This window comes from Limnohabitans sp. 2KL-51, assembly GCF_003063645.1.
Classification (GTDB): domain Bacteria; phylum Pseudomonadota; class Gammaproteobacteria; order Burkholderiales; family Burkholderiaceae_C; genus Limnohabitans_A.
Map to the genome: position 1 here is coordinate 1 of NZ_NESJ01000016.1, position 23,820 is coordinate 23,820.

Annotated in this window: 20 protein-coding genes, 1 tRNA gene and 1 pseudogene; 9 read left to right on the forward strand and 13 right to left on the reverse strand. The window is 56.2% G+C overall.

Features of this window, described 5'->3' with window-relative positions; all coding sequences use genetic code 11:
• Positions 1-585 precede the first annotated feature (585 nt).
• From B9Z49_RS16240 to B9Z49_RS16255, 6 genes are all read left to right on the forward strand, one after another.
• Entirely contained in the window at positions 586-1,794 is a 1,209-nt protein-coding gene (locus B9Z49_RS16240) for an integrase arm-type DNA-binding domain-containing protein (protein ID WP_233254667.1), read from the forward strand.
• The gene (locus B9Z49_RS21650; RefSeq protein ID WP_146188547.1) at positions 1,794-2,282 is read left to right on the forward strand and encodes a hypothetical protein; all 489 of its coding nucleotides are present in this window, start codon (positions 1,794-1,796) and stop codon (positions 2,280-2,282) included. The genes B9Z49_RS16240 and B9Z49_RS21650 overlap by 1 nt, the downstream gene beginning before the upstream one ends.
• A 57-nt stretch (positions 2,283-2,339) precedes the next feature.
• Entirely contained in the window at positions 2,340-2,543 is a 204-nt protein-coding gene (locus B9Z49_RS16245; RefSeq protein ID WP_108354488.1) for an AlpA family transcriptional regulator, read from the forward strand.
• On the forward strand, positions 2,540-2,941 hold the full coding sequence (locus B9Z49_RS21655) for a hypothetical protein (RefSeq protein ID WP_146188548.1): 402 nt from the start codon (positions 2,540-2,542) through the stop codon (positions 2,939-2,941). The genes B9Z49_RS16245 and B9Z49_RS21655 overlap by 4 nt, the downstream gene beginning before the upstream one ends.
• A 4-nt stretch (positions 2,942-2,945) precedes the next feature.
• Positions 2,946-5,285 carry a DUF3987 domain-containing protein gene (locus B9Z49_RS16250; protein ID WP_108354489.1) on the forward strand — a complete coding sequence of 780 codons (2,340 nt, stop codon included), beginning with the start codon at positions 2,946-2,948 and terminating at the stop codon, positions 5,283-5,285.
• A gap of 221 nt (positions 5,286-5,506) precedes the next feature.
• Positions 5,507-5,857 carry a hypothetical protein gene (locus B9Z49_RS16255; RefSeq protein ID WP_146188549.1) on the forward strand — a complete coding sequence of 117 codons (351 nt, stop codon included), beginning with the start codon at positions 5,507-5,509 and terminating at the stop codon, positions 5,855-5,857.
• Positions 5,858-6,002: 145 nt separating this feature from the next.
• Here B9Z49_RS16255 and B9Z49_RS16260 read toward each other — a convergent pair whose 3' ends face one another.
• Positions 6,003-7,574 carry a hypothetical protein gene (locus B9Z49_RS16260; RefSeq protein ID WP_108354491.1) on the reverse strand — a complete coding sequence of 524 codons (1,572 nt, stop codon included), beginning with the start codon at positions 7,572-7,574 and terminating at the stop codon, positions 6,003-6,005.
• A 133-nt stretch (positions 7,575-7,707) separates the two neighbouring features.
• Between B9Z49_RS16260 and B9Z49_RS16265 the strand changes: the two genes are divergently transcribed.
• The 3 genes from B9Z49_RS16265 (at position 7,708) to B9Z49_RS16275 (ending at position 11,876) form a co-directional block, all read left to right on the forward strand.
• Positions 7,708-8,172 (forward strand): hypothetical protein, encoded by a 465-nt coding sequence (locus tag B9Z49_RS16265; protein WP_108354492.1) that lies wholly within the window; start codon positions 7,708-7,710, stop codon positions 8,170-8,172.
• Positions 8,173-8,185: 13 nt separating this feature from the next.
• On the forward strand, positions 8,186-11,431 hold the full coding sequence (locus B9Z49_RS16270) for a putative Ig domain-containing protein (RefSeq protein ID WP_108354493.1): 3,246 nt from the start codon (positions 8,186-8,188) through the stop codon (positions 11,429-11,431).
• Between the two features lie 103 nt (positions 11,432-11,534).
• Positions 11,535-11,876: a YcgJ family protein gene (locus B9Z49_RS16275; protein ID WP_108354494.1), complete on the forward strand. Its 342-nt coding sequence runs from the start codon at positions 11,535-11,537 to the stop codon at positions 11,874-11,876.
• A gap of 104 nt (positions 11,877-11,980) precedes the next feature.
• Here the strand turns inward: B9Z49_RS16275 and B9Z49_RS22270 are convergent.
• The 12 genes and pseudogenes from B9Z49_RS22270 to B9Z49_RS16340 form a co-directional block, all read right to left on the reverse strand.
• A pseudogene (locus B9Z49_RS22270) lies at positions 11,981-12,370 on the reverse strand (transposase); the annotation flags it as partial.
• A 203-nt stretch (positions 12,371-12,573) separates the two neighbouring features.
• The gene (gene istB / locus B9Z49_RS16285; RefSeq protein WP_108354495.1) at positions 12,574-13,338 is read right to left on the reverse strand and encodes an IS21-like element helper ATPase IstB; all 765 of its coding nucleotides are present in this window, start codon (positions 13,336-13,338) and stop codon (positions 12,574-12,576) included.
• Positions 13,335-15,002, reverse strand: a complete 1,668-nt coding sequence (gene istA, locus B9Z49_RS16290) for an IS21 family transposase (RefSeq protein WP_233254668.1) — start codon at positions 15,000-15,002, stop codon at positions 13,335-13,337. The genes istB and istA overlap by 4 nt, the downstream gene beginning before the upstream one ends.
• Positions 15,003-15,359: 357 nt before the next feature.
• Positions 15,360-15,626, reverse strand: coding sequence for an HIT family protein (locus B9Z49_RS16300; protein ID WP_233254669.1), 267 nt, complete (start codon positions 15,624-15,626; stop codon positions 15,360-15,362).
• A gap of 447 nt (positions 15,627-16,073) precedes the next feature.
• Positions 16,074-16,161: transfer RNA gene (locus tag B9Z49_RS16305), tRNA-Ser, on the reverse strand.
• Positions 16,162-16,224: 63 nt separating this feature from the next.
• Positions 16,225-17,397: an ABC transporter substrate-binding protein gene (locus B9Z49_RS16310; RefSeq protein ID WP_108354496.1), complete on the reverse strand. Its 1,173-nt coding sequence runs from the start codon at positions 17,395-17,397 to the stop codon at positions 16,225-16,227.
• 73 nt (positions 17,398-17,470) lie between these two features.
• Positions 17,471-19,318, reverse strand: coding sequence for a long-chain fatty acid--CoA ligase (locus B9Z49_RS16315; protein WP_199225086.1), 1,848 nt, complete (start codon positions 19,316-19,318; stop codon positions 17,471-17,473).
• Between the two features lie 11 nt (positions 19,319-19,329).
• Positions 19,330-20,106, reverse strand: a complete 777-nt coding sequence (locus B9Z49_RS16320) for an ABC transporter ATP-binding protein (RefSeq protein ID WP_108354497.1) — start codon at positions 20,104-20,106, stop codon at positions 19,330-19,332.
• Between the two features lie 2 nt (positions 20,107-20,108).
• Positions 20,109-20,888 (reverse strand): ABC transporter ATP-binding protein, encoded by a 780-nt coding sequence (locus B9Z49_RS16325; RefSeq protein WP_199225087.1) that lies wholly within the window; start codon positions 20,886-20,888, stop codon positions 20,109-20,111.
• Positions 20,885-21,961: a branched-chain amino acid ABC transporter permease gene (locus B9Z49_RS16330; protein WP_108354498.1), complete on the reverse strand. Its 1,077-nt coding sequence runs from the start codon at positions 21,959-21,961 to the stop codon at positions 20,885-20,887. Before B9Z49_RS16330 ends, B9Z49_RS16325 begins: the two co-directional genes overlap by 4 nt.
• A gap of 20 nt (positions 21,962-21,981) precedes the next feature.
• A complete protein-coding gene (locus B9Z49_RS16335; RefSeq protein ID WP_108354499.1) occupies positions 21,982-22,866 on the reverse strand; it encodes a branched-chain amino acid ABC transporter permease in 885 nt (294 codons plus the stop codon).
• Positions 22,863-23,804 (reverse strand): helix-turn-helix domain-containing protein, encoded by a 942-nt coding sequence (locus B9Z49_RS16340; RefSeq protein WP_108354500.1) that lies wholly within the window; start codon positions 23,802-23,804, stop codon positions 22,863-22,865. Before B9Z49_RS16340 ends, B9Z49_RS16335 begins: the two co-directional genes overlap by 4 nt.
• Positions 23,805-23,820 lie beyond the last annotated feature (16 nt).

Here is a 23,820-nt window from a genome sequence, read left to right on the forward strand (position 1 = left end):
AGTGCTAGACCTGAATATGTTTGAAACCACACCAATATCAACCCTGCTGGGCAAACTGCAGGATGGGCCTGAAATCGGCCAACACCCTATTCAACAAAACCTCTTCCCAACGTTGGGACACTAGTGAGGAAATCTATCAAATTCACTCCACACAGATAGAGTGCAAAGTCCCACAAAAAAGTCGCTCTAATGCGCTTTTTGTGAGTACTTGCTTCAGTCGAGTCAATTTTCAAAACACACTGACAAAGCAGTCCAAAATTACTCTTGTCCTAGTTAACTGCAAGTGTTAATCTTGTGAGTTTTGCCTATTTATTAAGCAAGTAAGCAGTGAAAAAGTGTATCTTTCAGTGTATCTTTTATTGAGTGCAATTGAAAAAACCCTAAGTAAATCAATCACTTAGGGTTCTTAGATGGCGGAAGCGGTGGAAACCATCCGCCATAACCATGAAGTCCCATACAGTCTAAAAATCAAATAAATATATTACTCGACAGATACTTAGCTCAATTTTAGTTTCAGGTAGACCCTTGTAATTCCACATCATCCCCTAACATATGGCCTACAGAATGGCTCACAGGATCGGGGACATGGGAAAGACCAATCACATGCCAGGCAAGCTGGCAGCAGTGGCACTCAAGCACCTAAAGGACGGCATCCACGCCGATGGGGGGAACCTCTACCTGCTGGTCCGTGGCGCTAGCAAGTCATGGGTCTTTCGGTTCACATCGCCTGTGGGCGGTCGCAGGCAGATGGGGCTTGGCCCTTTGCACGCAGTGCCACTGGCCGAAGCCCGAAAAAGAGCGGCTGAATTGCGTGAGCAACTCAAACACCCCACCGCCCCCTCAGACCCACTCACCTTCCGTCAAGAAGCACGCATGGCGCAACGCCTCGGGCAACGGCGCACCAAGACCTTCAGAGAATGTGCAACGACATACATTGATGCTCACCAGAGCGAATGGAGAAACCCGAAGCATGCGCAGCAGTGGACAAACACACTGGCCCAGTACGCATACCCGGTTTTTGGAGATATCCCCGTAGGTGAAATCGATGAAGCTTTGATTCTGAACGTGCTCACGCCGATTTGGAACACAAAAACAGAGACAGCAAAAAGGCTGCGAGGACGGATCGAGTCGGTGCTTGACTGGGCAACCTTCAACAAATACCGACAAGGAGAGAACCCGGCCCGCTGGAAGGGCCATCTGGAACACTCACTGGCGAAGCCCAGCAAAGTGGCCAAAGTCACGCATCATCCTGCAATGCCCTATCAAGAGCTACCGGGCTTTATGAAAGAACTGAGGGGGCGTAGCGGGATGGGTGCTAAAGCACTTGAGTTGTTAATCCTGACAGCCTGCAGGTCCGGTGAAATCCGTGGGGCTGTTTGGAATGAAATCGACCTCGGCTGCAAACTTTGGGTGATACCGGCCCAGAGAATGAAGATGGCTCAGGAACATCGTGTGCCACTCTCGGAAGTTGCGGTTGAATTACTCACTTCCCTTCCGCGCCTAGATGGCGCAGACCTCGTTTTCCCGAGCAGCAAGCCGAACACTCCTCTTTCGGACATGACTTTGACCGCCGTTTTGCGTAGGTCTAGTGGCAACACATACACGGTTCACGGTTTCAGGTCGTGTTTCAGGGACTGGCTAGCCGAGACAACGAACTACCCCAATGAGGCCTGTGAGCTCGCACTGGCGCACAGCATCAGCAATAAGGTGGAGGCTGCGTACCGTCGAGGAGACATGCTCGACAAGCGCTTTCACATGATGAATGACTGGGCAAATTACTGTGGGGGTAGCTAATGAGTGCCAAACTGAGAGGACGCCCACCAAAAATAGGGACGCTCAAAAATCCGCCAGCCTACATAAGAGATCGAGTGCGCGGTCGTGGTGGTAACCAGAGCGAGATCTGGCAGATCGTTCTACAAGATTTGAATGCCACAGTGGAAAAAGTGGAGCCTTACCGCAAGAGTCTACGCATTAAATTTTCAGAGGCTGCAGTGCTTATGAACGGTGCGTGCGATGGGATAACGGAAAACGAAATTTTGGCGGTAGATGCACGATTGCCATCCATGAGAGAGATGGGAAGAAAAGGAGGAAAGGCAAAGGGCGAATCAACGCCAATATGGGAGCTTGTTGCTGCAAAGATTGTCGATGACTACTCCGACGAATCCATGAATCGAGCTGCGAAACTAACGTTCGAATCTTGGCCTAAAAACGATTCACCAGCACCAAGTAAAAGAACAATTCGCAGGTACATCACCAAGCGAAGAGTTGAATTGGCCAAATAGCACTTGGGTTAAAAAATATTAGCGAAATCATGAGGACTCTTTCAACCAAGGAGTCTCATGGAACAGCACATCACTCCGCGCAAAGCCTTGCGCATCGACAGTGTTATCGAACGCACAGGGGTTAGCAAAACACACCTGTATCGCCTCATCCAAGCCGAAAAATTTCCACGACCTGTAAAGCTCTCAGAGCGCGTCAGCGTCTGGGATGCTGCCCTGGTTGACCAGTGGCTTTCATCCAAGTTCGAAGGAGTGAAGGCATGAACAAAATAACGGCCTCAGGAATTGCAATTGGGATTCACCCCATAACAGGCGATCCATACGCAGCAGAGGTAGTTGATTCAACATTGTGGCCATCAGAACGCGCCACTCGGCAGGCATTGGAGACACTCGTCGAAATACACAACCAAGGCTATGCAGGGTTGCGTCTTGAGCATTGGCACCTGAAACCGAACGAAACCTTGTTTAGCCGCTGCGTGAATATGTCAACTCCCGAAGGGCGTCTTGTCACGTTCGTAATGGAATTAGCAGAACGTGGGCGGGCATTTTCCACCGAAGAGGCTTTAAGAATTCTTAAAAAGATCTACCTATCAGAGGGTCTGACGCCGCCAACGCCGCGCCCTATTAGCGAACAAATTTGCGTCTCAGAAAGCAAGGCTTAAAACCATGATCCAAATGTCGACACTCGACCACGCTCTGAACTATGCATCGCTGGGGATGCGTGTTTTCCCCCTGCACTACATTACGCCAGCTGGCGCGTGCTCATGCGGTGGTTCCTCCGTCAACCCCAAATGCAAACCCGGTAAGCATCCCTTTTCACGTTTGGTACCTCATGGGCATCGTGATGCCAGCTCTGACGTGGAGCAAATTCGCGAGTGGTTCACCAACACTTTTTACAACCTTGGCTTGGCTACGGGCTGGGTGAGCGGTATCTTTGTCCTCGATCGAGATGACCGGGACGGAGGGGCAACATCGCTCCAGGCACTTGAAGCTCAATACGGAGTATTGCCTCAAACGCTCACACAGACTACCGGTAACGGTGCGCACTATGTATTTCGGCAGACGCAAGAGCTTGACATCAAAAGTCGCGCTGGAAACATTGCACCTGGCATTGATATCAGAGCTAACGGTGGGTATGTTGTTGCTGCACCAAGCCGACATGAAAATGGCAAGTTCTACACGTGGCAGGGCGAGGGGCTGCCCCAGCTTGATTGGATAGCTCCCGCGCCAAAGTGGCTGACTGATTTGGCCCTGAACCCGATTGGCAAGCAGTCCACTGGGGGCATAGTGAACACCAAACCAGCAGCCAATACCGGAGTTTTCACAATCCCCGACCAGATCTCGGATGGCCAAGGACGTGAGGATTACATCCTACGGTACGCTGGGCATCTGCGGGGCAAGGGGCTTGATCAGTCAACAGTCGAGCGAACGTTACTCGATTACAACCAGTTGCATATTTCACCACCCCTCGACGAAGAGGTCGTCCTCGATCGCTCACGCAGATATCAGCAAACCTCAGCAAACGAACCAGAAGTGTGGCCTGACCCGACAGAAATCAGCGCCTCATTGCCAGGTGTGATTAAGTTTGACGAGCGTTTGCTTCCCGATGTCTTTGCACCTTGGATCAAAGATATCGCCGAGCGTATGCAATGCCCTATTGAATATCTTGCAGTTGGTGCACTGGTAGGCGCAGGCGCTGTAGTTGGTAATCGGATCGGGGTGCAGCCTAAAAAGCATGACACTGGTTGGGTAGAGGTGCCGAATTTATGGGGTGCCGTAGTTGGTCGACCTGGAGTCATGAAGTCGCCAGCACTTGATCAAGTCCTTGCACCCGTACGGAAGCTGGAATCTACTGCTCAGGCGGCCTTTGCTACGACGTTGGCAAAGTATGAAATTGATCGGATGATTTATGAAGCAACGAAGAAACAGCTTGAAGCACAGATCAAAAAGGGTGCCGGCGTTTCAATCAATCAACTCCCGGTTGAACCACAAAAACCTGAGCCACCGCGACATCTACTCAACGATGCAACTTATCAAAAACTTGGCCAAGTACTATCAGGCAACCCGCACGGTGTACTGGTATTTCAAGACGAACTCTCCGGTCTGCTGGTTCGCCTTGATGAAAAGGGACAGGAAGCTGCAAGAGCCTTTTATTTGGAGGCATGGAACGGCAAGCAAAGCTACACCTTCGATCGTGTAGAACGCGGGACGCTACATATTCCACGGTTATCCATTTCACTGCTCGGGGGACTTCAGCCAACAAAGTTGCGTGAGTATCTGCACTCAGCCGTAACCGGCGGGAAAGGCGACGATGGGCTTGCTCAACGACTGCAGTTGCTTGTTTATCCAGACTTGAACGAAAAGTGGAACATGGTCGACCGTCAGGTGGACCTAGCTGCTGCAGACGCAGCAAACGATGTTTTTTTTCGACTAGCTGTTTTAAACCCTATATCCCTAGGCGCAAGGCAAGTCTACACAGACAGCATCCCAGTTTTGCAGTTCACAGAGGAAGCACAGGAGCGCTTTAATTTATGGTGGACTGCGTTGGAAAACGAATTACGCAATGGGGTCAACTCTCCTTTCATGGAGTCGCACATCAGCAAATACCGAAAGCTTGTGCCTGCACTCGCACTTTTGGACCATTTGATTGTTGGTAGCACCGGGGGAATCGGAATTGATTCACTGAAACGTGCCATTGCGTGGAAGAAATTTCTGTTGTCGCATGCTGAGCGTGCTTACGCAGCTGTAACAGCAGGATCGAAAGATGCAGCTAAGGCTCTGGCAAAGCACATAAAGCAGGGTGACCTGCAGGACGGTTTTACTGTCCGCAATGTGTACCGAAAAAACTGGTCACTACTCGCCACGGTCAAGGAGGCAACTGAAGCAACTGAAGTTCTTCAAGACTTGGGGTGGCTGCGTGCGGTTCGTGACGACAAAGTCAGTGCAAATGATGGGCGGCCGACCGTGCGGTTCATGATCAACCCAAAGGTGGCAACTGGGGGGTAATGGCAGTTTTGTCAGTGGAGAGGGGCTACCGCCCCTCTTTAAGTTCAATATCTTCTATGAACTGACAAAAGTGACTGATCAATTAAATAGCCGTATGGCATTTTTGTCAGTGCTTAAGTTTCGTTGGTGGATTTCACGGGTGGCAGGGGTTGCCCAGTGACAAAACCGACAGAAGTTATCGTCCCATGCCGGAAAACATGTTATCACCACAGGAGGTAAAAATGAGCACTTATATGGACTCCGTCCGCGCACAATCCGAAACCCAAATTTCCAACAAGTTAGCAACCCGCGAGGCCAGCAACCAAAAATCTGAGGCTGAGTGGACCGAGCGCCTCACCCCGCTGGAGGACCGCCTTGCCAAGCTGCTGGCAACCATCCCCGCAGAGATCAAGAGCCAAGGCCTATCACTGCCTGCACTTCGAACCATGCTGGCAGGCAAATGGCGCGGGAAATGCCATCCAGGCGAGCTGGGTATAGCGCTAAGACGGCTGGGCTATGAGCGCCGCCGCAACTGGAATGACGGTAGTCAGAGCTTCTGCGCTTTGTGGTACCAGTCCGACGTTGAAAAATAGGCGCAAAGGGCAACTCAACGATTGAGTAAAAATTGACTAGCAGAATTCGACCCAAAGTGGACAAACGTTGAGCTGGGGTGGATGTCTGCGTGAGCGGTCATCGGGTCATATGTGCTGTCGGACAGAAGTCGGCCGTTAACAGACATTACAAATTCGGCATGGACAAGCCGCTACCAGTTTCACTTGCAGACTCCGCTTGTAGATCAAGTAAGTCGGCAAGCAACAGATGACCCATCTCGTGATGTGGAAACAGACGTTGCAGATAAGTTGGAAGATTCTCAGAAAGATCAGGAAAGATTTTTTTCAAGGCACTGAACGTCTTCAGCGCAGCAGGGTATTTACCTTGCCGAGCTTGAATGGCTGCAAAAAACAGCAGACTTTGCGGAAATGTCTGTGGATTGACCTTCGAAAGGTAATTCAGCGCTTTGTCCAAGTTCCCTTGACGGTATTCGTTGGCGTAATACGGGAGCCAGTACCAATCTGGATGCAATGGGGTGAGTTCCCGGGCGCGGTCCATGAGCACGAGGCCATCCTCCCAGTCCCCATTGCATGCAGTGAACACCCCGATCCCTGCCATGATGTCTGATCTGTAAGGCGCCAGCTTCAATACTTTGCTTGAATATTCTTTAAATAGTGATTTTTCGCCTCTTTGATAATGCGATGACGCCAATGCGTAGATGGCTGTAACACAGTCCGGGGCCAACGTCAAAGCATGCATGGCGCACCGGATGGATTCGTTCAAGGCCTTACTGTGCGTAAGAGCCTTTTCAAAACCGAAGACATGCTCGTTCCAGTGAATACCAGACAGGCAAGCCCAGGCTTCTGCATACAGCGGTGCATTTTGGACTGCTGACAGCAGAGACGCTTTGGCAATCGCATGCGATTGGGGGGTGTACTTTTCAGTGTGGGCATAAAAGTGGAGAACGGCCGCATAAGCCGACCCGTCTGAGGGCTTGTTTCGAACCAGGCGTGAAATGACCCCTGAAGGCGTAGCCAGCGAAGCTGCAATCTTGAGGGCGATTTCATTTTGAAACTCGAACAACTGAGATGGATCGCTTGGGAGCTCGAATTTTTGTGACCACATCACTTGGCAAGTCTTCACATCCGTCAGTTTGGACAAGATTTCATACCCTCCGGGTTTGAACCGGACGGAGCCATCCAAGACGTAATCGGCGTTCTCATTCGCGGCCGATAAAAACTTGGCACGCGAGGCTTCTGAATAGTCCATTTGATGGGTCATAGAAATCAGCCTCAGCGTACGGGTCTGCGCCAACATGTGAATCAAGTCATGCGCCATACCGATGCATATCTCCAGCTGCGAAGAGTCTCCTCCCAGGTTCTGAAACGGAATGATGGCCAGACGCGGCGAAAAATTGGATTGGTCGTCCGCACTGGGCACCAAATCAAGGCCGTAACAACCTGCAAGGATGCTCAATTGCCAGCTTTGGTTGCGTCCCTCTTGCCGGTAGAAGTCAGTTAGTAGCGTCTTGAGGCGACTAATTTGGACACGGTGAATGGAGGACTTCTCGGCTTGTTGCGCAGTGAGCTGAAAGAACGCGGTTGCCACCAATTGAGCGGTGACGTTCTCTGCCCCTAAAGCAGCAGTTCTGTCTGCCAAGAATTCGAGCAGTTTGCAGATTTTTGAAGCCCGCTTGAAGGTCTCGGAACCCAAAACCGCTTTGACTGAGTTATCGAATTGGAGGGAATGGTGCTTCATGAGAAAAAAGGCGCATTAAAAAAATCAGGGCTGACAACTGAAATTGCATAGGTGACTGTGAAGGCCTTCAAAACAATCTTGAATGTAACGCGTTACATGCACTAGCTTGGATTGCTTGACTACAGTAGTAGAAATGGACATTCTTAACCAATCATTGCCCATCAAAATGACTTCGCCCAGTACCAGCAGATCTCAAATCTGGTCAGCAGACTATGCGAGTTTGCTGGTGGAGGGGCGCCAGGCGGCCGGTCTTGAGCAAACTACCTTAGCCATGGAGAACACGCTGAGTTTGAAACAGCTGCAAGAGCTGGAAACGGGTGGTTGCTCGGCCTTTTATTCGGAAAGCATCAAGTACACGACTGGGGTCAAACTCCTGCGCAAACTGGGACTGGCATTCGACCACCTAGAGCTCGTCAATGAGGAGCCTCCCTCGGATGTAACGGAAGCGGCACAGGTGGCCCCGAACAAAGATGAGCCAATTCTGGCCACCTCAGAGCCTGTGACATTGTTGAATTCCGGCTCCAACTCCCAAGCAAGCGCGTGGCGAATCATTGCCATTATGGCAATGTTGATTGCACTTGCCTATTTCATGAATTAAGCATTTAGATAACATGAAAACACCAATCGCTGGGGTTCTCGCTTGCGCGTTCCTTTTGGCTCTCTCCCAGCAGGCCAGTGCGGACACCTTTACTGTGACCAGTAACCAGTGCGATGGGGCCGGCAGCCTCAGGCAAGCGATTCTCGCGGCCAACGGCAATCCCGGAAGGGACCGGATCGAGGTCGATCCGGGGTTGGTGATCAGCCCCGACCCCCTCCAGTGTGGGGCAGCCCCCGGCACCAAGCACTTAGACTTCTACGTCGGGAAGATTACCGAGTCCGTCGATATCGTGTTTAAGAAGGACGGTGCGGGAAAGGGTTCGAAGGTCAGGAGCCACCAATACATCATCTCTGGAGGCATCGGCAACCAAATCACAGGACATTGTCCGACCTCGCTTGATCACTGGATTGCCGCACCTTCGGGCTGGTTGTTCGAGATCGGTGAGCGAGGCAGGGACAACCCTAATGTGAAAGTCACGATCGACGGCATCACCGTAGAACGGATGAACGCTTGGTTTCGTATCTATGATGGGGCCGAGTTGGAGGTAAAGAACTCGCGCTTCTCCGAGAACTATCCTGTTGGGAACTGCAATCCGACATGGATCGTGGTGAATCCCAACGCCAAGCTCAAGGTAGCGGACACCCTTTTCGAGGATTCCTGGGGAGAGCCAGCTCCAGGCTTTTACGCCGCCTCTACTCCCTCCGTCATTTCCGCCCTCCAGGGTTCCCGGGTCGATCTGGAGCGCGTAGAGATGCGTTATCAGGTCGGCCAGTGGATCTATACAGGAATAGGGGGCCGGCTGAATGTCGCTTCGTCCACTTTTCATGAGGCCGGTGGATTTCAGAACCTTGCTGGCAACGTAACCAAATTCGTCAACAGCGCATGGTCTTCCCGAGCCCTCCTTGGCTTTTCAAGAAACATCATATTCTGGGATCAGATCCAGAACATTGGAGGCACATTCGACGCCGAGGCAAGCACCTTTTATACGTCGAATGTCAGCGCTTGCTCCACCGTGAGTGCTTACGAAAAAGCGGGGGCTTGTCCCGGGCAGGCTCTGCCGTTCTTTCTTGAAGGCGGCTCTCTGAACTTCAAGAGCAGCGCCATTGGCGGTGCCGACCTGCAGGCCGCCCTGGTCAAGCCGATCGGCTCACCGAGTTGGGATCCTGTTGGTACCGCCACCAGCGACGCCAATACCTGGATTCAACCCAGGGCCAGCTTCGGTGTCAACGACATCGCGTCGCTCTTGCCGAATGCGCTCTCAGGCACCCCCGGCCTCGTTTCCGATCTCGGCCTGATCCCCTTTTCAACATACGACCAGCGGCTGCTCTGGTCACCGCAGGTGCCGGGCGTCTTGCTGAACAAGATCAACTGCCTTGCCAGTCCTCTGGTGAATCCGATAGACGGTTCCCCCATCACGACCGATGTGTTCGGCAATCCGCGTTGTGGCAGCGACGGCAAGCGCGACATCGGAGCCGTGCAGGTCTCCGAGAAACCGCACCTCGATGCGCCCAGTGCCGGCGTCAATTCGGTGGATCTGTCCTGGACCACTGTCAAGCCGCCGAGCACGGGCTCCGTTACGGGGTACCAGTTGGAATACAAGAAATCGGTTGATCCGACCTGGCTACAGGGCCCACTCGTTACTGACCCGGCCATTAGGGCTGCGACAGTTCATGGGCTCGTCCCGAATATCGATTACGACTTCAGGATGGTAGCCATTTATTCGACGCCGCCCGGAGGCATGAGTCCCCTCAGCAATACGGTGGTGAAGAGAACGGGCCTCATAACGGCTCCTGGCACCCCGGTCGTCACGCTCCAGCCGGGCGACCGGACACTGAGGGTCAACTGGACTACGCCCTTCGACGGCAACTCGCCGATCACTTTTTACCTCGTCACCTACAAGCTGGTTGGCGGTGCGGGCGTCGGTGGCAACGTCGTACTCTTCGGGACCAACCAAGCGGTATTTTCTGGATTGATTTCCGGCGCGACTTACGAAGTACAGGTCGTTGCCAGCAATGCCATCGGGTCGGGCCTCCCCGGCACCGCGAACGGCCAGGTCTGGTCTCCGCCGACCTTGACCTACGCGGCGCCCAATCCCTGGCCGCGTAACACCGCGCTCACTCTCACGCCGATGATCCACAGCCTGGTCGGCGCCGGGACCTACACCCTGTTCTCAGGCACCTTGCCAGTGGGCATGAGCCTCAACCCCAACGGCACGATCAGCGGCATCCCGACGGACGTCGGGGATACAACTGTAACGATCCGCGTAACGGATGGGGTGACCGGTTTCTATGCCGAGGCGGACGTCCGCTTGGTCATCCAGGATACGGCCACGCCGGTTCCTCAACTGCACTACTCGGTATTGCAGGCCGCCGTTGGCACCATGGTGTCGGTGGTGCCGACCACGTCCCTGATACCTGCCGGCGCAATCTACAGCGTGGATTCCAGCGGTGATCCATTGCCCGCCGGCTTCTCGATCAATCCGGGCACCGGCGTGATTACCGGCGCAGCGCTCACGGCGCCGGGAAGAGTGCCGACCGTGACCGTGAAGGCTTGCTGGGATCAATGCACGCAGCCCAATCAAGTCCGGCTGGCGTTCTTGCCGCTTTGGATAACGCCTACTGTCGCCTATCCCTCACATACTGGGGGCGTAATCGGGCAATCGCTCACCTTCAAACCGGTCGTCAATAAATTGTGGTCAGGCGGCGTCTTTTCGCTTGCAAGCGGAAGCCTGCCGGCAGGCTTGACGCTGAATCCGGCCACGGGTGTCATTTCCGGCACGCCCAACAGCAGCGGTGTCTCCAGCCTTGTCGTTCGCTACAGCACGGGGGTCAATGTCTTCTCGCCGTCCCTGGATTTCGTGGAATCCGCGGTGAGCATCAATACCAGCCCGCCCCTGAATTCTGTCAGTTATCCACCATACTCGGGACCGATTGGCACCGCTTTGTCCTTGGTCCCGACTGTCGAAGGCCCGTCCCCGGCCACCTATACCGTCGATCCTTCCACACCATTGCCTTCGGGTCTCAGCCTCAACGCCGTTACGGGTGAAATCAGCGGCACCCCGACAGGATCTGCCGGGACCTATGGGGTGACGGTGATCAGGGACAATGGCTACAACCAAAGCCAAGGGAACCTGACAATGACGCTGAATGTTGTTGCGGCGCCGGTGCCCGCCCTGGGGTTTTTGTCAACAACGGCGCTGGCCTTGTTGATGTTGATGGCGAGCGTATGGCGCTTGAGGCGTCGGCAGCTCGCGCCATGACACCCTGAACTTTCCATGGTTCCGCTATCAGCCCGATCCTCTCGGGCACGCGAATGTTTTTGGCGGAACCCTTCTAAAATTGTCAGGGTAATTGGAGATCTGCATGCGTCGCTTCCTTGCCATTTGTCTTGCCCTGGGCATGACGATACCCGCCTGGGCTGGCATCGAATATCACTTCAAGGAAGGCGCCATCTGCGATCCGCAGTCCGGATTTTGTGCAGACCACATGGGCGTCTCGGTCGGATTGACTAAGCTATACCTGGGCGAGAAGGCCGAGCGGAAGCTGATGGCCGAGATCGGCAAGGTGGGCTCAGAAAACTTCGATCCGACGATTTTCACCATGCGCGGTGGTCTGACCTGCAGCACGCAGGAGAAGCAATGCTGGACAAGCAAAGCGCGCGACAAGCCTTACAAGAAGGCAACGCACACCTTGTTCGGAAAATAGACGGCTTGAAGAAAGGATCCGCGTCGGATGGATGAAAATTGGTCGAACTTCGCCGTTTCTCTGACTCACCGTGTGGCTAAAGAGTCGCCACTGCAAAATTCATTTCAAGCTAACGCCCAACGCTGACCTGAGTTTTGCAGTCGTTTGAGGCCGAAGATTTCGGCCAATTTCCCAAACAAGCCCGTCAAACCGCTCGCTTGCCGCAGGCACAACAAAAGGCCAAGGCCTTTTTTGACAATTATCCGCAGCAGCCATCGGGTGTTGTATCCCGCCGCGCACAGCACCGCATGCAGTGCATCACCCTCTGTGCCTTTGAGGTGACAGCGGTCCATACGGTGATCAGCTTTGAGGTGCCCGATGATCGGCTCGATCGCATGTCTTCGCTTGAGCAGTCTGCGCTCGTCATCGGTCAGCCGCTTGTCCTTGCCCCGGTGTTTGATCTCGATGTGCGGCTTGTCCTTGTCCACACTCCGGTAGCCCAGGTCTGCGTACACCACCTCGGGCTTGACGCCCAAGCCTTGCATCAGGATGGCGCCCCCAGTAAATGGGACCGCTTGCTGCCATTACAGTTGGATGAGCTTCAAACCAATGCTTCGGTAGGGCAATTTCAACGGTTCGTTGTCGTCACGCCCCTGATGGCCAGTCCAAATTCCCCCACCCGTGGCCACCCCAAATTCCCCCAGGCAGCGCTGCCAGATTATGACCCTTCAGCTTGGATGGCCAAGCGTGCCGCCGCCTCCTTGAGCCTGTAGCTCTTGCCCTCAAACTCCAGCATCGCGCAGCGGTGCATCAGCCTGTCCAAAATCGTGCTGGCCATCGTGGCATCCCCCAGATACTTGCCCCAGTCCTGCACCACCCGGTTCGATGTCACCACCAGGGCTCGGCGCAGCTTGTAGCGTTGGTGCACGATGGCCTGCAACGCCTCTGCTGCCTCCGCCGTGATCCGCCTGGCCAGAAACAAATCGTCCACGATCAGCAAATCCGGCTTGACCCACTCTTTGAGCATGTTCGCCCTGTCCTGGCTGCCCGCCAGCGCATAACGCGCAAACTCGGTGTCCGCCTCCAAATACCGCACGTCGTAGCCTTGCAGCGTGGCCTGGTACGCCAGCGCTTTGGCCACATGGCTCTTGCCGGTGCCCGGTTTGCCCACAATCAGTGCATTGGCCCCTTGGGTGATGAACTTCAAGGTGTTCAATTCAAAGCACGCAGCCCGGGGTATCTTGGGGTTAAAGCGCCAGTCCAAGTCCGCCAACGAGGCCATCTCATCCAGTCCCGAGCGCTTGTAGCGGCGCTCCATCTGGACGGAGTTGCGCCGCTCTAGCTCGTCTTGCAGCAAGGCGGCAAAGGTCTCCAAAAACGGCTCCTGGCTGGCCTGGGCCTGCATCGCCCGGGTGGAAAGGGTTTGCTGCATCCCCGACAGGCGCAACTGGCGTAAAGCGTTGTCGATTTCGGTCATGTTCATGATTGGCCTCCTGCTTTCTCATCCATGGCCTTGGCCACCACAGCGCTGGCAACCAAGGCTGCGTGGGTGAACAAATCTGCATACTCGTCGGCTTGGCGGATCAACTCGTGCTGCTGAACCAAAGTGCCCTCAAGGGCCGTGGTGTCAGCGTGCACTGAGCTGACCATGTTGGCTGCCTCGTCCATGGCCACCATGGCTTGGTCAAACAAGCGCTCGGCCAAGGCTTTGACATGTTTGTAGCTGTAGACCCCTTGCTCCAAGGCCTGGGCACAGGCACCATCAATGCAACGGGCCGGGTAGCGTTTGGTCAATCCCACGATGCCCCAGAGCTTTCTTTGGCCCACCCGACCTTCGGCTGCAAACATCAGCTCACACAGGCGGCTGGCGTGCTCGCCAATTTCTTTGGCCTGGCGAAGGATCAACCGAGTTTCGCGCGATGGGTTGAACACCCGCTCATCCGCAGGCAGCACCACCGAGCCTGGCCGCTCGGCTTTGGCATGTGTGCGCAGCAAAGCGCCTTGCACATCCCGGATCTCGATGCGCCGCTCAAAGATGCGCACCAGCACTTTGGAGCCGATGGCCGCAGGGCGTGCTGCGTAGCTGCTGTGATCGACCCGCACGCAGCTGTCGTCGCACACGGTGCGCACGCCTTGCGTGAAGTACTGCATGCCCAGCAGGGGTAAGGGCTTGAGGTGCGCACGTTCGGCCTCGAACATGGCCTGCACCTGTTGGCGCTCGCTGCCGTGAATGCGCTTGGCGGCCCAATTCGTTTCCCAATGCTCCAGGTGCTCGTTCTGAGCCTCGATCGATTCAAAGCGTCTGCCCTTCAAGGCGGTGGCTTGGGTGTGGCCGATGGCGTGCTCCACCGTGCCCTTGCGGTTGGGGTCGCGCACGCGGGCGGGGTCGGCCACCACGCCATAGTGCTCGAGCATGGCGGCATACACCAGGTTGAGTTCAGGCTCGTACAAATCGGGCCTCTGCACGCCCTCTTTGAGGTTGTCCAACACCACGTACTGGGGGCAGCCGCCGAAGTAGCGAAACGCCTGCTCGTGCAGCTGGGCCCACACTTGTTGACTGGACTTCCAGACCACGCGGCGGAAACTGCGCCGGGAGTGGCGCAGTGTGGCCACAAACAGACGTGGCTTCTTGTAGCGATCGGTGCCGGGCACCAAGGTCGGTGCGCCTTCGCCGTAATCGACTTGCATCTCCTCGCCGGGCAGGAAGGACAGACGGTCAAACTGCTCGGGCTCTTTGTGGCGCAGTGCCCGAACAAAGCGTTTGACGGAGTTGTAGGCCCCTGAATAGCCGTGGGCATCGACCAGGTCTTGGAAGATGGCGGTGGCGTTGCGGCGAAGGCGCAGTTGGGCCTCAATGAAGACGCGGTGGACTTCGCACAGGCTGGAGGAAGTGGAAACGAGAGCCGGTGGCCAGGGTGGGGGAATTTGAGTGGCCACGGCCTCAGAGCCGGTGGCCACCCCGGGGGAGTTTGAAGGATCAAGCAGCCAGCGGGCGTGGTAGCTGCGAATGGTTTTGCGGTCGATGCCGGTGATGCGGGCAATCTCTCGCTGTGGGGTGTTGCGCTCCAGCAGCGTAATGACGGTGGCGCGTTGGTTGGGTTTCAAGACATTCACTCCTTGGCCTTCCTTCGAGGAAAGCCAGAACATGCGTCCTGCCCACAGGTGCCGACGGTGTCGGCGTTGAGACCCTGTCCCCGATCAATTCAGGTGGGGGAGTTTGAGGTGGCCATAAGTGGGGGAATTTGGGTGGCCATCAGGGGTCACGCCCCACTTCGACGGATAAGTCTGCGAGGGCGATCAACAGGGCGAACTTGTAGGTGGCTGTTAAATCACCCTCTGCAAAAAGGCGTTGGAGTTTGGACAGGAAGGCAAGCTGAAACTCCGGCTTCACCTTTGGCTCCAGTAATCAGCTTTCTCTGGAGTGATCCACCTGACACCGCCACGGGGGTCTGCCCGTTCGTTTGCACACCGGGAAATCAAATGGATGTGCAGGTGCAACACCTTCTACCCAGCGTCTGGCCCGTCGTTTATGCCGATGTTGTAGCCCTGTGGGCTGAACTCTTTATCCAGCAAAAGCTTCGCTCTGTCGAGAAGGGCCAGTAGTTCGGAGCGATCTTCAAGCTCAAGCTCAAAGAAAGAGCCAACGTGACGCTTTGGAATGATCAGCGTGTGACCGGGTGAAATCGGAAAGCCATCGCGAATTACCAGCCCAAGAGGGCTGGAATCAATGATGCGATCTGGTGGCAGCGTACAAAAGGCAGAAGGCTTCATGTGAGGCAGAGTAGGGATTCTTCTGTTCAACTTCTCTGCAGCTTATTTGGACTAAAAAAATTGACCTTTGCTGTGAGGAACCACCATGAAGCTATCCCCCCACCCCCCTGGGCTTGGGGGACCTACTGGGGGTGGGTAGCAGCTACTATCACCATCTTCTGCCACCTTTGTCAGCGGAACTACTATCAAGGGTGACTACTATCACCCAGCCCGAGATGTCTACTATCACTGCTGGCGCACCTACTATCGGGGGAAATTCGGTTCGAGACTACTATCACCACGATCTTGCTGGGGGCGGGCTTACAAATGACGTCGCAAGCTTCCGACGACTCGACAGGCGCACTTTAGAAAAGAGCGAGAACAGTTCCGCTAACGTTGAAAAAATGGCCTACAAAATGGCCTACAGAAATGAAAAATGCGCCGAAAGGCGCATTTATAAATGGTGATTGGCGGAAGCGGTGAGATTCGAACTCACGGACCTTTTCAAGTCGCCGGTTTTCAAGACCGGTGCAATCGACCACTCTGCCACGCTTCCATGGGGCCAGATTGTAGCCTGATCAGCAAGGGGGCCGCCCGAGAGCGCCCCTTGTTTAAGCCATCATTTGCTGCCGGGTGCGGCCACTTGAACCCACTTGCCGCCTTTGATCTGGTCGATAGAGACCATCTCCGGCCCGACGTGGTTGTTGGTGAAGCTTTGGCGCGTGAAGGTGGTGAAGTCCTGATGGGCCACAGCGGGCATGGCCTTGGCCATACCTGCCGAGGTCAGATTGCGCCCGGCTGCTTGCAAGCCCGCAATGAACCACGAGGTGTAGGAGTACGCATTGGCTGCGTTCTCATCGGCGTCCATGTTGAACTTGGCTTTGAAGTCGGCCATGAATTTTTTGGCCACGGGGTCACTGCTGTCGGCCTCGTGGAGTTTCCAGCCACCGATGCCATAAAGGCCTTCCACACTGTCCTTGCCCAATCGGGCGACGATGCTGGAGCGACCTGGAATGGTGGTCAAGACCTTGACTTGCGACCAGTTGAGTTTTTTCACTTCGCTCATGACGCCCAGGGTTTCACGCACCACGGTGCCGGCCACGATCAGGTCGACGTTGGCAGCCTTCATTTTGGCCACTTGGGATGAAAAATCGATGTCACCCACTTTGTAGGCCGCTTCGGCCGCCACAGTGAAACCGCCACCCTTGAGTGCTTGGGTGATGCCGCCTCGGACCAGATCACCAAAGGGGCCTTCTTGGTAGATGACGCCGATTTTTTGGGTTTTCCAGTTGTTCACGGCCCAGGTCAACGCCGAGGCGGTGGTGGTGTCGTAGTTCATGACGGTGGTGAACAACAGCGGGCTGTTGCCACTGACTTTTTGGATGATGCCCGATGCACCCCATGGCGCAAAGACCATGACGCCTGCGTCGTTGGCGAGTTTGACTGTGGCTGCATTGGGGCCGGAGCCAAAGGGGTTGACGATGGCAAAAACGTTGTCGCTCTTGATCAGCTTTTGCACGGCCCGCACGGCCAGTTGGGGCTGGCTGCCGTTGTCTTCCACAATGAGTTTGATCTTGCGCCCGTGAACCCCACCTGCGGCGTTGAGTTCGTCAACGCGCAGTTGCATGCCGTTGCGAAGCATGGGCATGCCGGGGGCGGCTGGGCCCGACAAGTCAATGTGGGTGCCAATCACGATTTCGGTGTCGCTCACCCCTTGAGTGGCTTGGGCTTGCACCCCGCTGGCCAGTAAGCCGGTGGTGGCGAGGATAAGAAGTCTTCGGTTCAATTTCATGGTGGTCTCCTGGTGGTTAAAAGATAGTCTCTAGGCCTGGTTTACGCATGCGTGCTTACCCTGAGCGGTCACCTCAGTTGGGGTACATGCTGTCAATCAACGCCGCATATTTGCTGGCAATGACTTTGCGTTTGAGTTTCATGGTGGGCGTGAGCTCTTCGTCTTCGGCGGTGAGCAGTTCCGAGATGATTTTGAAAGACTTGATTTGCTCGACCCGTGCCAGTTGCGGGTTGATGCGTTCGATTTCGCTGTGGATCAGTGCGACCACTTCGGGGGCTCGTGTGAGGCTGCCAAAGTCGGTGTAGGGCACTTGGTGCTCTTGGGCATAACGGGCCACATGTTCCTGGTCGATCATGACCAGGCAAGTGAGGTATTTGCGGCCATCGCCAATGACCACGGCATCGGTGATGTAAGGGCTGAACTTGAGCAGGCTTTCGATGTGGCTGGGGGTGATGTTCTTGCCGCCCGAGGTGATCAAAATGTCCTTGATGCGGTCGCGAATGGCCAGGTAGCCCTCGGCATTGATTTCGCCGCAGTCGCCGGTGTGCAGCCAGCCTTCATCGTCCAGACTTTCGCGGGTTTTGTCGGGCAGGTTCCAATAACCGCCGAACACGTTGGGGCCACGCACCAAGACCTCGTTGTCCTTGCCAATTCGAATTTCGGTACCCGGGGCTTTGACGCCTGCCCAGCCCAGCCGAATGGCGCCTTTGGGCGTGGCGGTGCAAAAGCCGGTGGTCTCCGTCATGCCAAAGGCTTCGCGCAGTTCGATGCCGCAACCCAAATACCAGCGGATCAAATCCGGGGGGACAGGCGCGGCACCGGTGAGTGCACTTTTGACGTTTTGCAAACCCAAAAAAATCCGCACATTGCGCAAGGCCAGCCACTGCATGGCCTGGAGCAAAAGGCCGGGTGGTCTGGTGGCTTGGCCCTGCAACTGGGCTTCGACTCTGGCCGCGCCCATGGCGCGTGTGGTGTGGTAAGCCCAGCGGGCCGGGGCGATGGCATCGCGCATGAACAAGTCGATTTGGGAGTACATTTTTTCCCAAAAACGGGGCGGTGCAAACACCAGATGCGGGGCCACCTCACGCATGTCGTTGAACACCGTGCCCGAGTTTTCCGGAAAGTGGACCACCAGCCCCAATGCCAAGGGGTTGTAAACAGAAGACATGCGCTCGGCGATGTGGCACAGCGGCAAAAAGGACACGGATTTGTCACCCGGCTGGATGTCCAGGTAGTCGGTGGCCAGGCTCAGTTGAAAGACCAGGTTGCGGTTGAGGGTCATGGCCCCCTTGGGTGCCCCGGTGGTGCCCGAGGTGTAAACCAAAAAAGCCAGGTCCTCGCTTTGGGTGCTGTCGATCGAGGCTTCAAAAAGGGCTTGACGGGTGTCGGCCAAGGCCATGCCGCGTGCCAGAAATTCATCAAAAAATTCCACATCCGGATCGGAAAAGCCGCGCAAGCCTTCACGGTCCATCACCACAATGCGCTGCAGCTGCGGGCATTGGGTGCGAATCTCCATGGCCTTGTCGAGCTGCTCTTGGTTTTCAACAAACAGCATTCGGCTGCCCGAGTCCAGCAGGATGTGTTGCAGTTGACCTGCTGACGAGGTGGGGTAGACGCCATTGCCGACCAGGCCCATGCATTGGGCACCCATGTCGACGTAAAGCCATTCGGGTCGGTTTTCGGCCAGAACGCAGACCACTTGACCGCGTTCCAGACCCAGCGCTTGCATGGCCAGGCCGGTTGCCCGTGCGCGGGCAAAATATTCGGCCCATGTGGTGCTTTGCCACAGGCCCCTTTGCTTGTAGCGCAAGGCCGGTTGATCGGCCCAGGTGCGGCAGCGCTGGCGAAAGACTTTGGCGGGCGTGTCTTCGCCCAGAAAAGAGATGGCGGCAGGAGCGTTCATGGTGTCTGCGGTGTTCATGGTGTGCGGCTTCAGCGCCAGGTTTTGCGGCGTTTCCAGCGTTGCGACGTGCCGCTGATGCCTTGGGTGCTGTGACCGCCCAGATAAGCTTCGCGCACATCGGCTTTTTGACTCAGCACAGCGCAGCTGTCGGCCGCCACGATGCGGCCCAACTCCATGATGTAGCCGTAGTCCGCATGCGCCAGTGCAATGGCGGCGTTTTGCTCGACCACCAAAACCGCGGTGCCCGTTTCCTGGCGGATGCGGCTGATGATGTTGAAAATCTCTTTGGTCAGCAAGGGCGACAGACCCAGCGAGGGCTCATCGAGCATCAGCAGCTGCGGTTGCGCCATGTAGGCGCGACCAATCGCCAGCATCTGCTGCTCGCCTCCGGACAACAAACCAGCGTGTTGTTGCGCCCGTTCCAACAAACGCGGAAACCATTGAAAAACGCGCTCTAGGTCTTGTCGAATCGCATCGGCGTCGCGCCGTGTGTAGGCCCCCATGTTGAGGTTTTCCCGCACACTGAGGAAGGGGTAAATTTGACGACCCTCGGGCACCAGCACCACACCCCGTCGGCACACCGCATCGGCGTCCAGGCCGTGGATGGTTTGGTTGTTCAGCAGAACTTGGCCTTTGAACGGGTCGATCACCCCGGCCAAGGTGTTGAGCAAGGTGGTTTTGCCCGCGCCATTGGCCCCCAGCACTGTGACCATTTGTCCTTTTTCAACCTGCAGGTTGACCCCTTGCATGGCCGCAATGGGGCCGTACCAGGTTTCCAGGTTGCGTACTTCCAGCAAGGCACTCATGCTCAAGCTCCCAAATAAGCGGCAATCACGGCCGGATGACTTTGAACTTCGGTCGGACTGCCTTGTGCCAATACCCGACCTTGTGCCATGCAAATGACCCGATCGGCCACGGCGCTGACCAGGGACATGTCGTGTTCCACCATGACCACGGTGATGCCCAGTTCGCTGCGGATGTCGTCGATCCAGAAGGCCAGCTCACGCGTTTCTTCTGGGTTCAGGCCCGAGGCCGGTTCATCCAGAAACAAGAGCTCTGGCTGGGCGCACAAGGCACGTCCGAGCTCCACCACTTTGCGCACGCCGTAAGGCAGGCCTGCAATGGGCGCATGCCGCCAGGGCGTGAGGTCCAGAAAGTCGATGATTTTTTCCACTTCGGCGTGGGCGGCCTCTTCGAGTCGGGTCAGGGCCGGTGTGCGCAAAACTTGTTGCCACCAATGGCCCTGAAAGAAACGGTGGCGTCCGAGTAAAAGGTTGTCCAGCACCGTGGCTGCTTCAAACAGCTCAATGTTCTGGAAGGTGCGTGCAATGCCCAGGGTGGCGATTTGGTGGCGCTGCATTTGGGTCAGGTCCTGGCCCTTGAAGTGGATTTGTCCTCCACTGGGATCGAACACGCGGGTGACCGCATTGAGCAGCGAGGTTTTGCCCGCACCGTTGGGTCCAATCACGGCCAGCACTTCGCCGGGCCTGACTTCCAGGCTCAAATCGGCAATGGCTTGCACGCCGCCAAAAGTGAGCGACAGTTTGTCCACGGTCAGCAGCGGGGGGGTGGCGTTGGATGTTTTCAACGGTAACGCTCCGATTTCATGTATCGCTTGTTGCGCTTGAAGGTGTCTTTTCGGTAGATCGGAAAAGATTCCAGCAGGCTGCGGATCTTGAGCCAGCGTCCATTCAGCCCCATGGGCTCAAACAGCACAAAAAGGGCCAGCACCAAGCCAAAGATGAAGGTCTCCAGGCCAAACTGTTTGGCCACGCTATCGGGCAAAAACGGTTTGATGCGGGAGATGGCGGTGGGCAGGGAACTGATGAGAACTGCCCCCAGCACCGCGCCGCGCAAACTGCCCAAGCCGCCGATCACGACCATCAACACAAGCTCTAGCGACAGCAGCAAGGTGAAGCCATCGGGCGTGAGGTATTTCAGGTGGTGTGCCAGCATGCTGCCAGCCAGCCCGGTGATGCCCGCTGACAAGGCAAAAGCGCCCGCCTTCATGCGCTCAACCGGGATGCCCAAGGCATAAGAAGCGGCTTCGGATTCACGCACGCCGATCAAGGCGCGGCCCATGCCCGAGCGCAAAATGTTGAGCAAGACCAGCAGCACCAGCACCAGCGTGATCAGAGAGAAATAATAAAAAGCCTTGGAGCCGCTGAGTGACAGGCCCAGAAAGACAGGGTCATTCACCGCCAGGCCGGTAAAACCGCCGGTGACCGAACTCCAGTGACCGATGATCTGTTCCACGATGATGGCAAAGGCCAGGGTCACCATGGCGAGGTAGAGACCCGAGACCCGAATGGCAGGTATGCCCACCAGCAAACCGGCAGAGGCGCTGAGCACTGCGGCCAACATCATGGAGACCGGCAAGGGCACGCCTTTGGACAGGAACCAGGCGTGGCCATAGGCCCCAATCGCAATGAAGGCGGCATGCCCCAATGACACTTGTCCGGTCAGGCCGGTCAGCGACATCAAGCCCAGGCTGGCCACGCACAGAATGAACACATAGGCCATCTCGCCGAGCAAGAAAGGCGTCAAGAACCACGGCAGGGCACACAAGACGAGCAGCAGCAAGGCGTATAGGTTGCGGTCAAACGGGCTGCGCCACAGGGCGAAGCCTTCGCGGTATTGGGTGTGGTAGTCAAAACGCATCGGTGGGGTTCTTTCTTGTTTCAGACGCGCCGGCCATGGGCTTCGCCCAGCAAGCCATGGGGTCGCACAATGAGCACGGCAATCAGCACCAGATAGGCCACGATGTCTTTGGTGCCATCGGGCATGTAGACCCCGGCGTACTGTTCGATGAGGCCAATCAGAAGCCCGCCCACAATCGCGCCTGGAATGCTGCCAAAGCCGCCCAGCACCAGGGCCGACAAGGCCTTGAGGGTGACAAACCACAAACTGATGTCCACCAAGGTGATGGGCGCCAACAGCACACCTGCAAAGGCTGCCGTGACGCCGCCTAGGGCCCAGACCATGGAGTTCACGCGCTTGACGCGCACGCCGTTCAAGTAAGCGGCCAGTTGGTTTTGTGAAGACGCCTGCATGGCCACACCGAGTCGGGTAAAGCGGAAAAAGAAGAACAGCACCAAGGTCACCATCATGGACACGCCCAGAATGACCAATTGCAAGTTGGCAATCGACAGGCCTGCCAATTGCGTGCTCTGCTGGCTCCAGGGTGTGGGGTAGTTGCGTGACTCGGGGCCAAACAGCATGCTCACAGCGCCACGGATCATGAAGGCCAGTGCAATGGTCAGCATCACCCCCGCAAATTGCGGCTGGCCTGCAATGCGACGGATGACCAAGGCATCCAGTGCAAAAGCAAACAGGGCCACGCCCAGCACGGTGATCATCAAGGCCAGCCAAAACGGCAAGCCCCACACCGTGATCAAGCCCCAGGCACTGAAGGCCGAGACCACCAGCAAGTCACCATGGGCAAAATTGAGCACTTCGGTGGCTTTGTAAATCAGCACAAGGCCCAGTGCCACCAGCGCATAGATGGCCCCCACGGCGATGCCGTTGACGGTCAGCTGGGCAAAGGTGAGCCAAAAGTCATTCATGGCGTTTTTCCGTTGGATGTCGGGAAGGAGACTTCCCAGGGGTTCAGGTTCTGGTGACAGTGATCACACGCCACCATGGGAGAAAAGCTGTGATGACAAGCCCGGTGGCGCGGACGGATCGAACTGGTTTCGTGCAGGTGTGACTCTGCGGCCCAGTTGGACAAGCAAACGATGTAGCCGAACAGGTCGCGGCTGCTGGGGGTCAGGCGGTACAGGCGCCTGCGGGCGTCCTGGGCATCGGTTTCGCATTGCAACAATCGGGCCTCGATCATGTCCGAGAGCCGACGCGACAGCACCTTGGGGCCAATGCCCAGCGCGAGTGTGATCTGGTCAAAATAGTGGCATCCCAGCACCACCGCCGTGAGGATCAACAAGCTCCAGCGGTCCACGCGCAGCCCCAGACTCATCTCGGTGGCTTCGCGCCCAGACATGCGCGGCGCACGCACGCCTTCCAGTGGCTGGTGACGCAGACGGGCATTGGGCACCAGGCTGTAGTCCAAGTCTTTCATGCTGACTTCTTCACCGCAGGCTTTGCAACACAACTCCGGGCTGAAGCTGTGTTGGCAGGTCTGGTGAAAGAGGGTTTTGGGCAGGTCCTGGGCGCGTTGACCCCATTTTTTTTCCCAAGCCCAAATCATCAAGGTGGCGTCGTACAGGCCCAGCCCTTTTCGGCTGAGGTGGTATTCGTAGCGAGGTGGCTTTTCCTGGTATGGACGGGCTTTGAGCACTCCGATTTGCACCAGAGAGCGCAAACGATCTGACAAGGTAGGGCGGGGAATGCTGGAGAAGCTCTGCAGTTCATCAAACCGGCGAATGCCCAGAAAAGCCGACAGCAAGACCTGCACCGTCCAGCGGTCACCCAAGACCTTTAGGCCGTGGCTGAGCGTACTGGACGCCAGCGCTGCGTGCGTCAGTTCCAGGTCGGGGTTACTGATCATGTGTCCAATTGAGCGC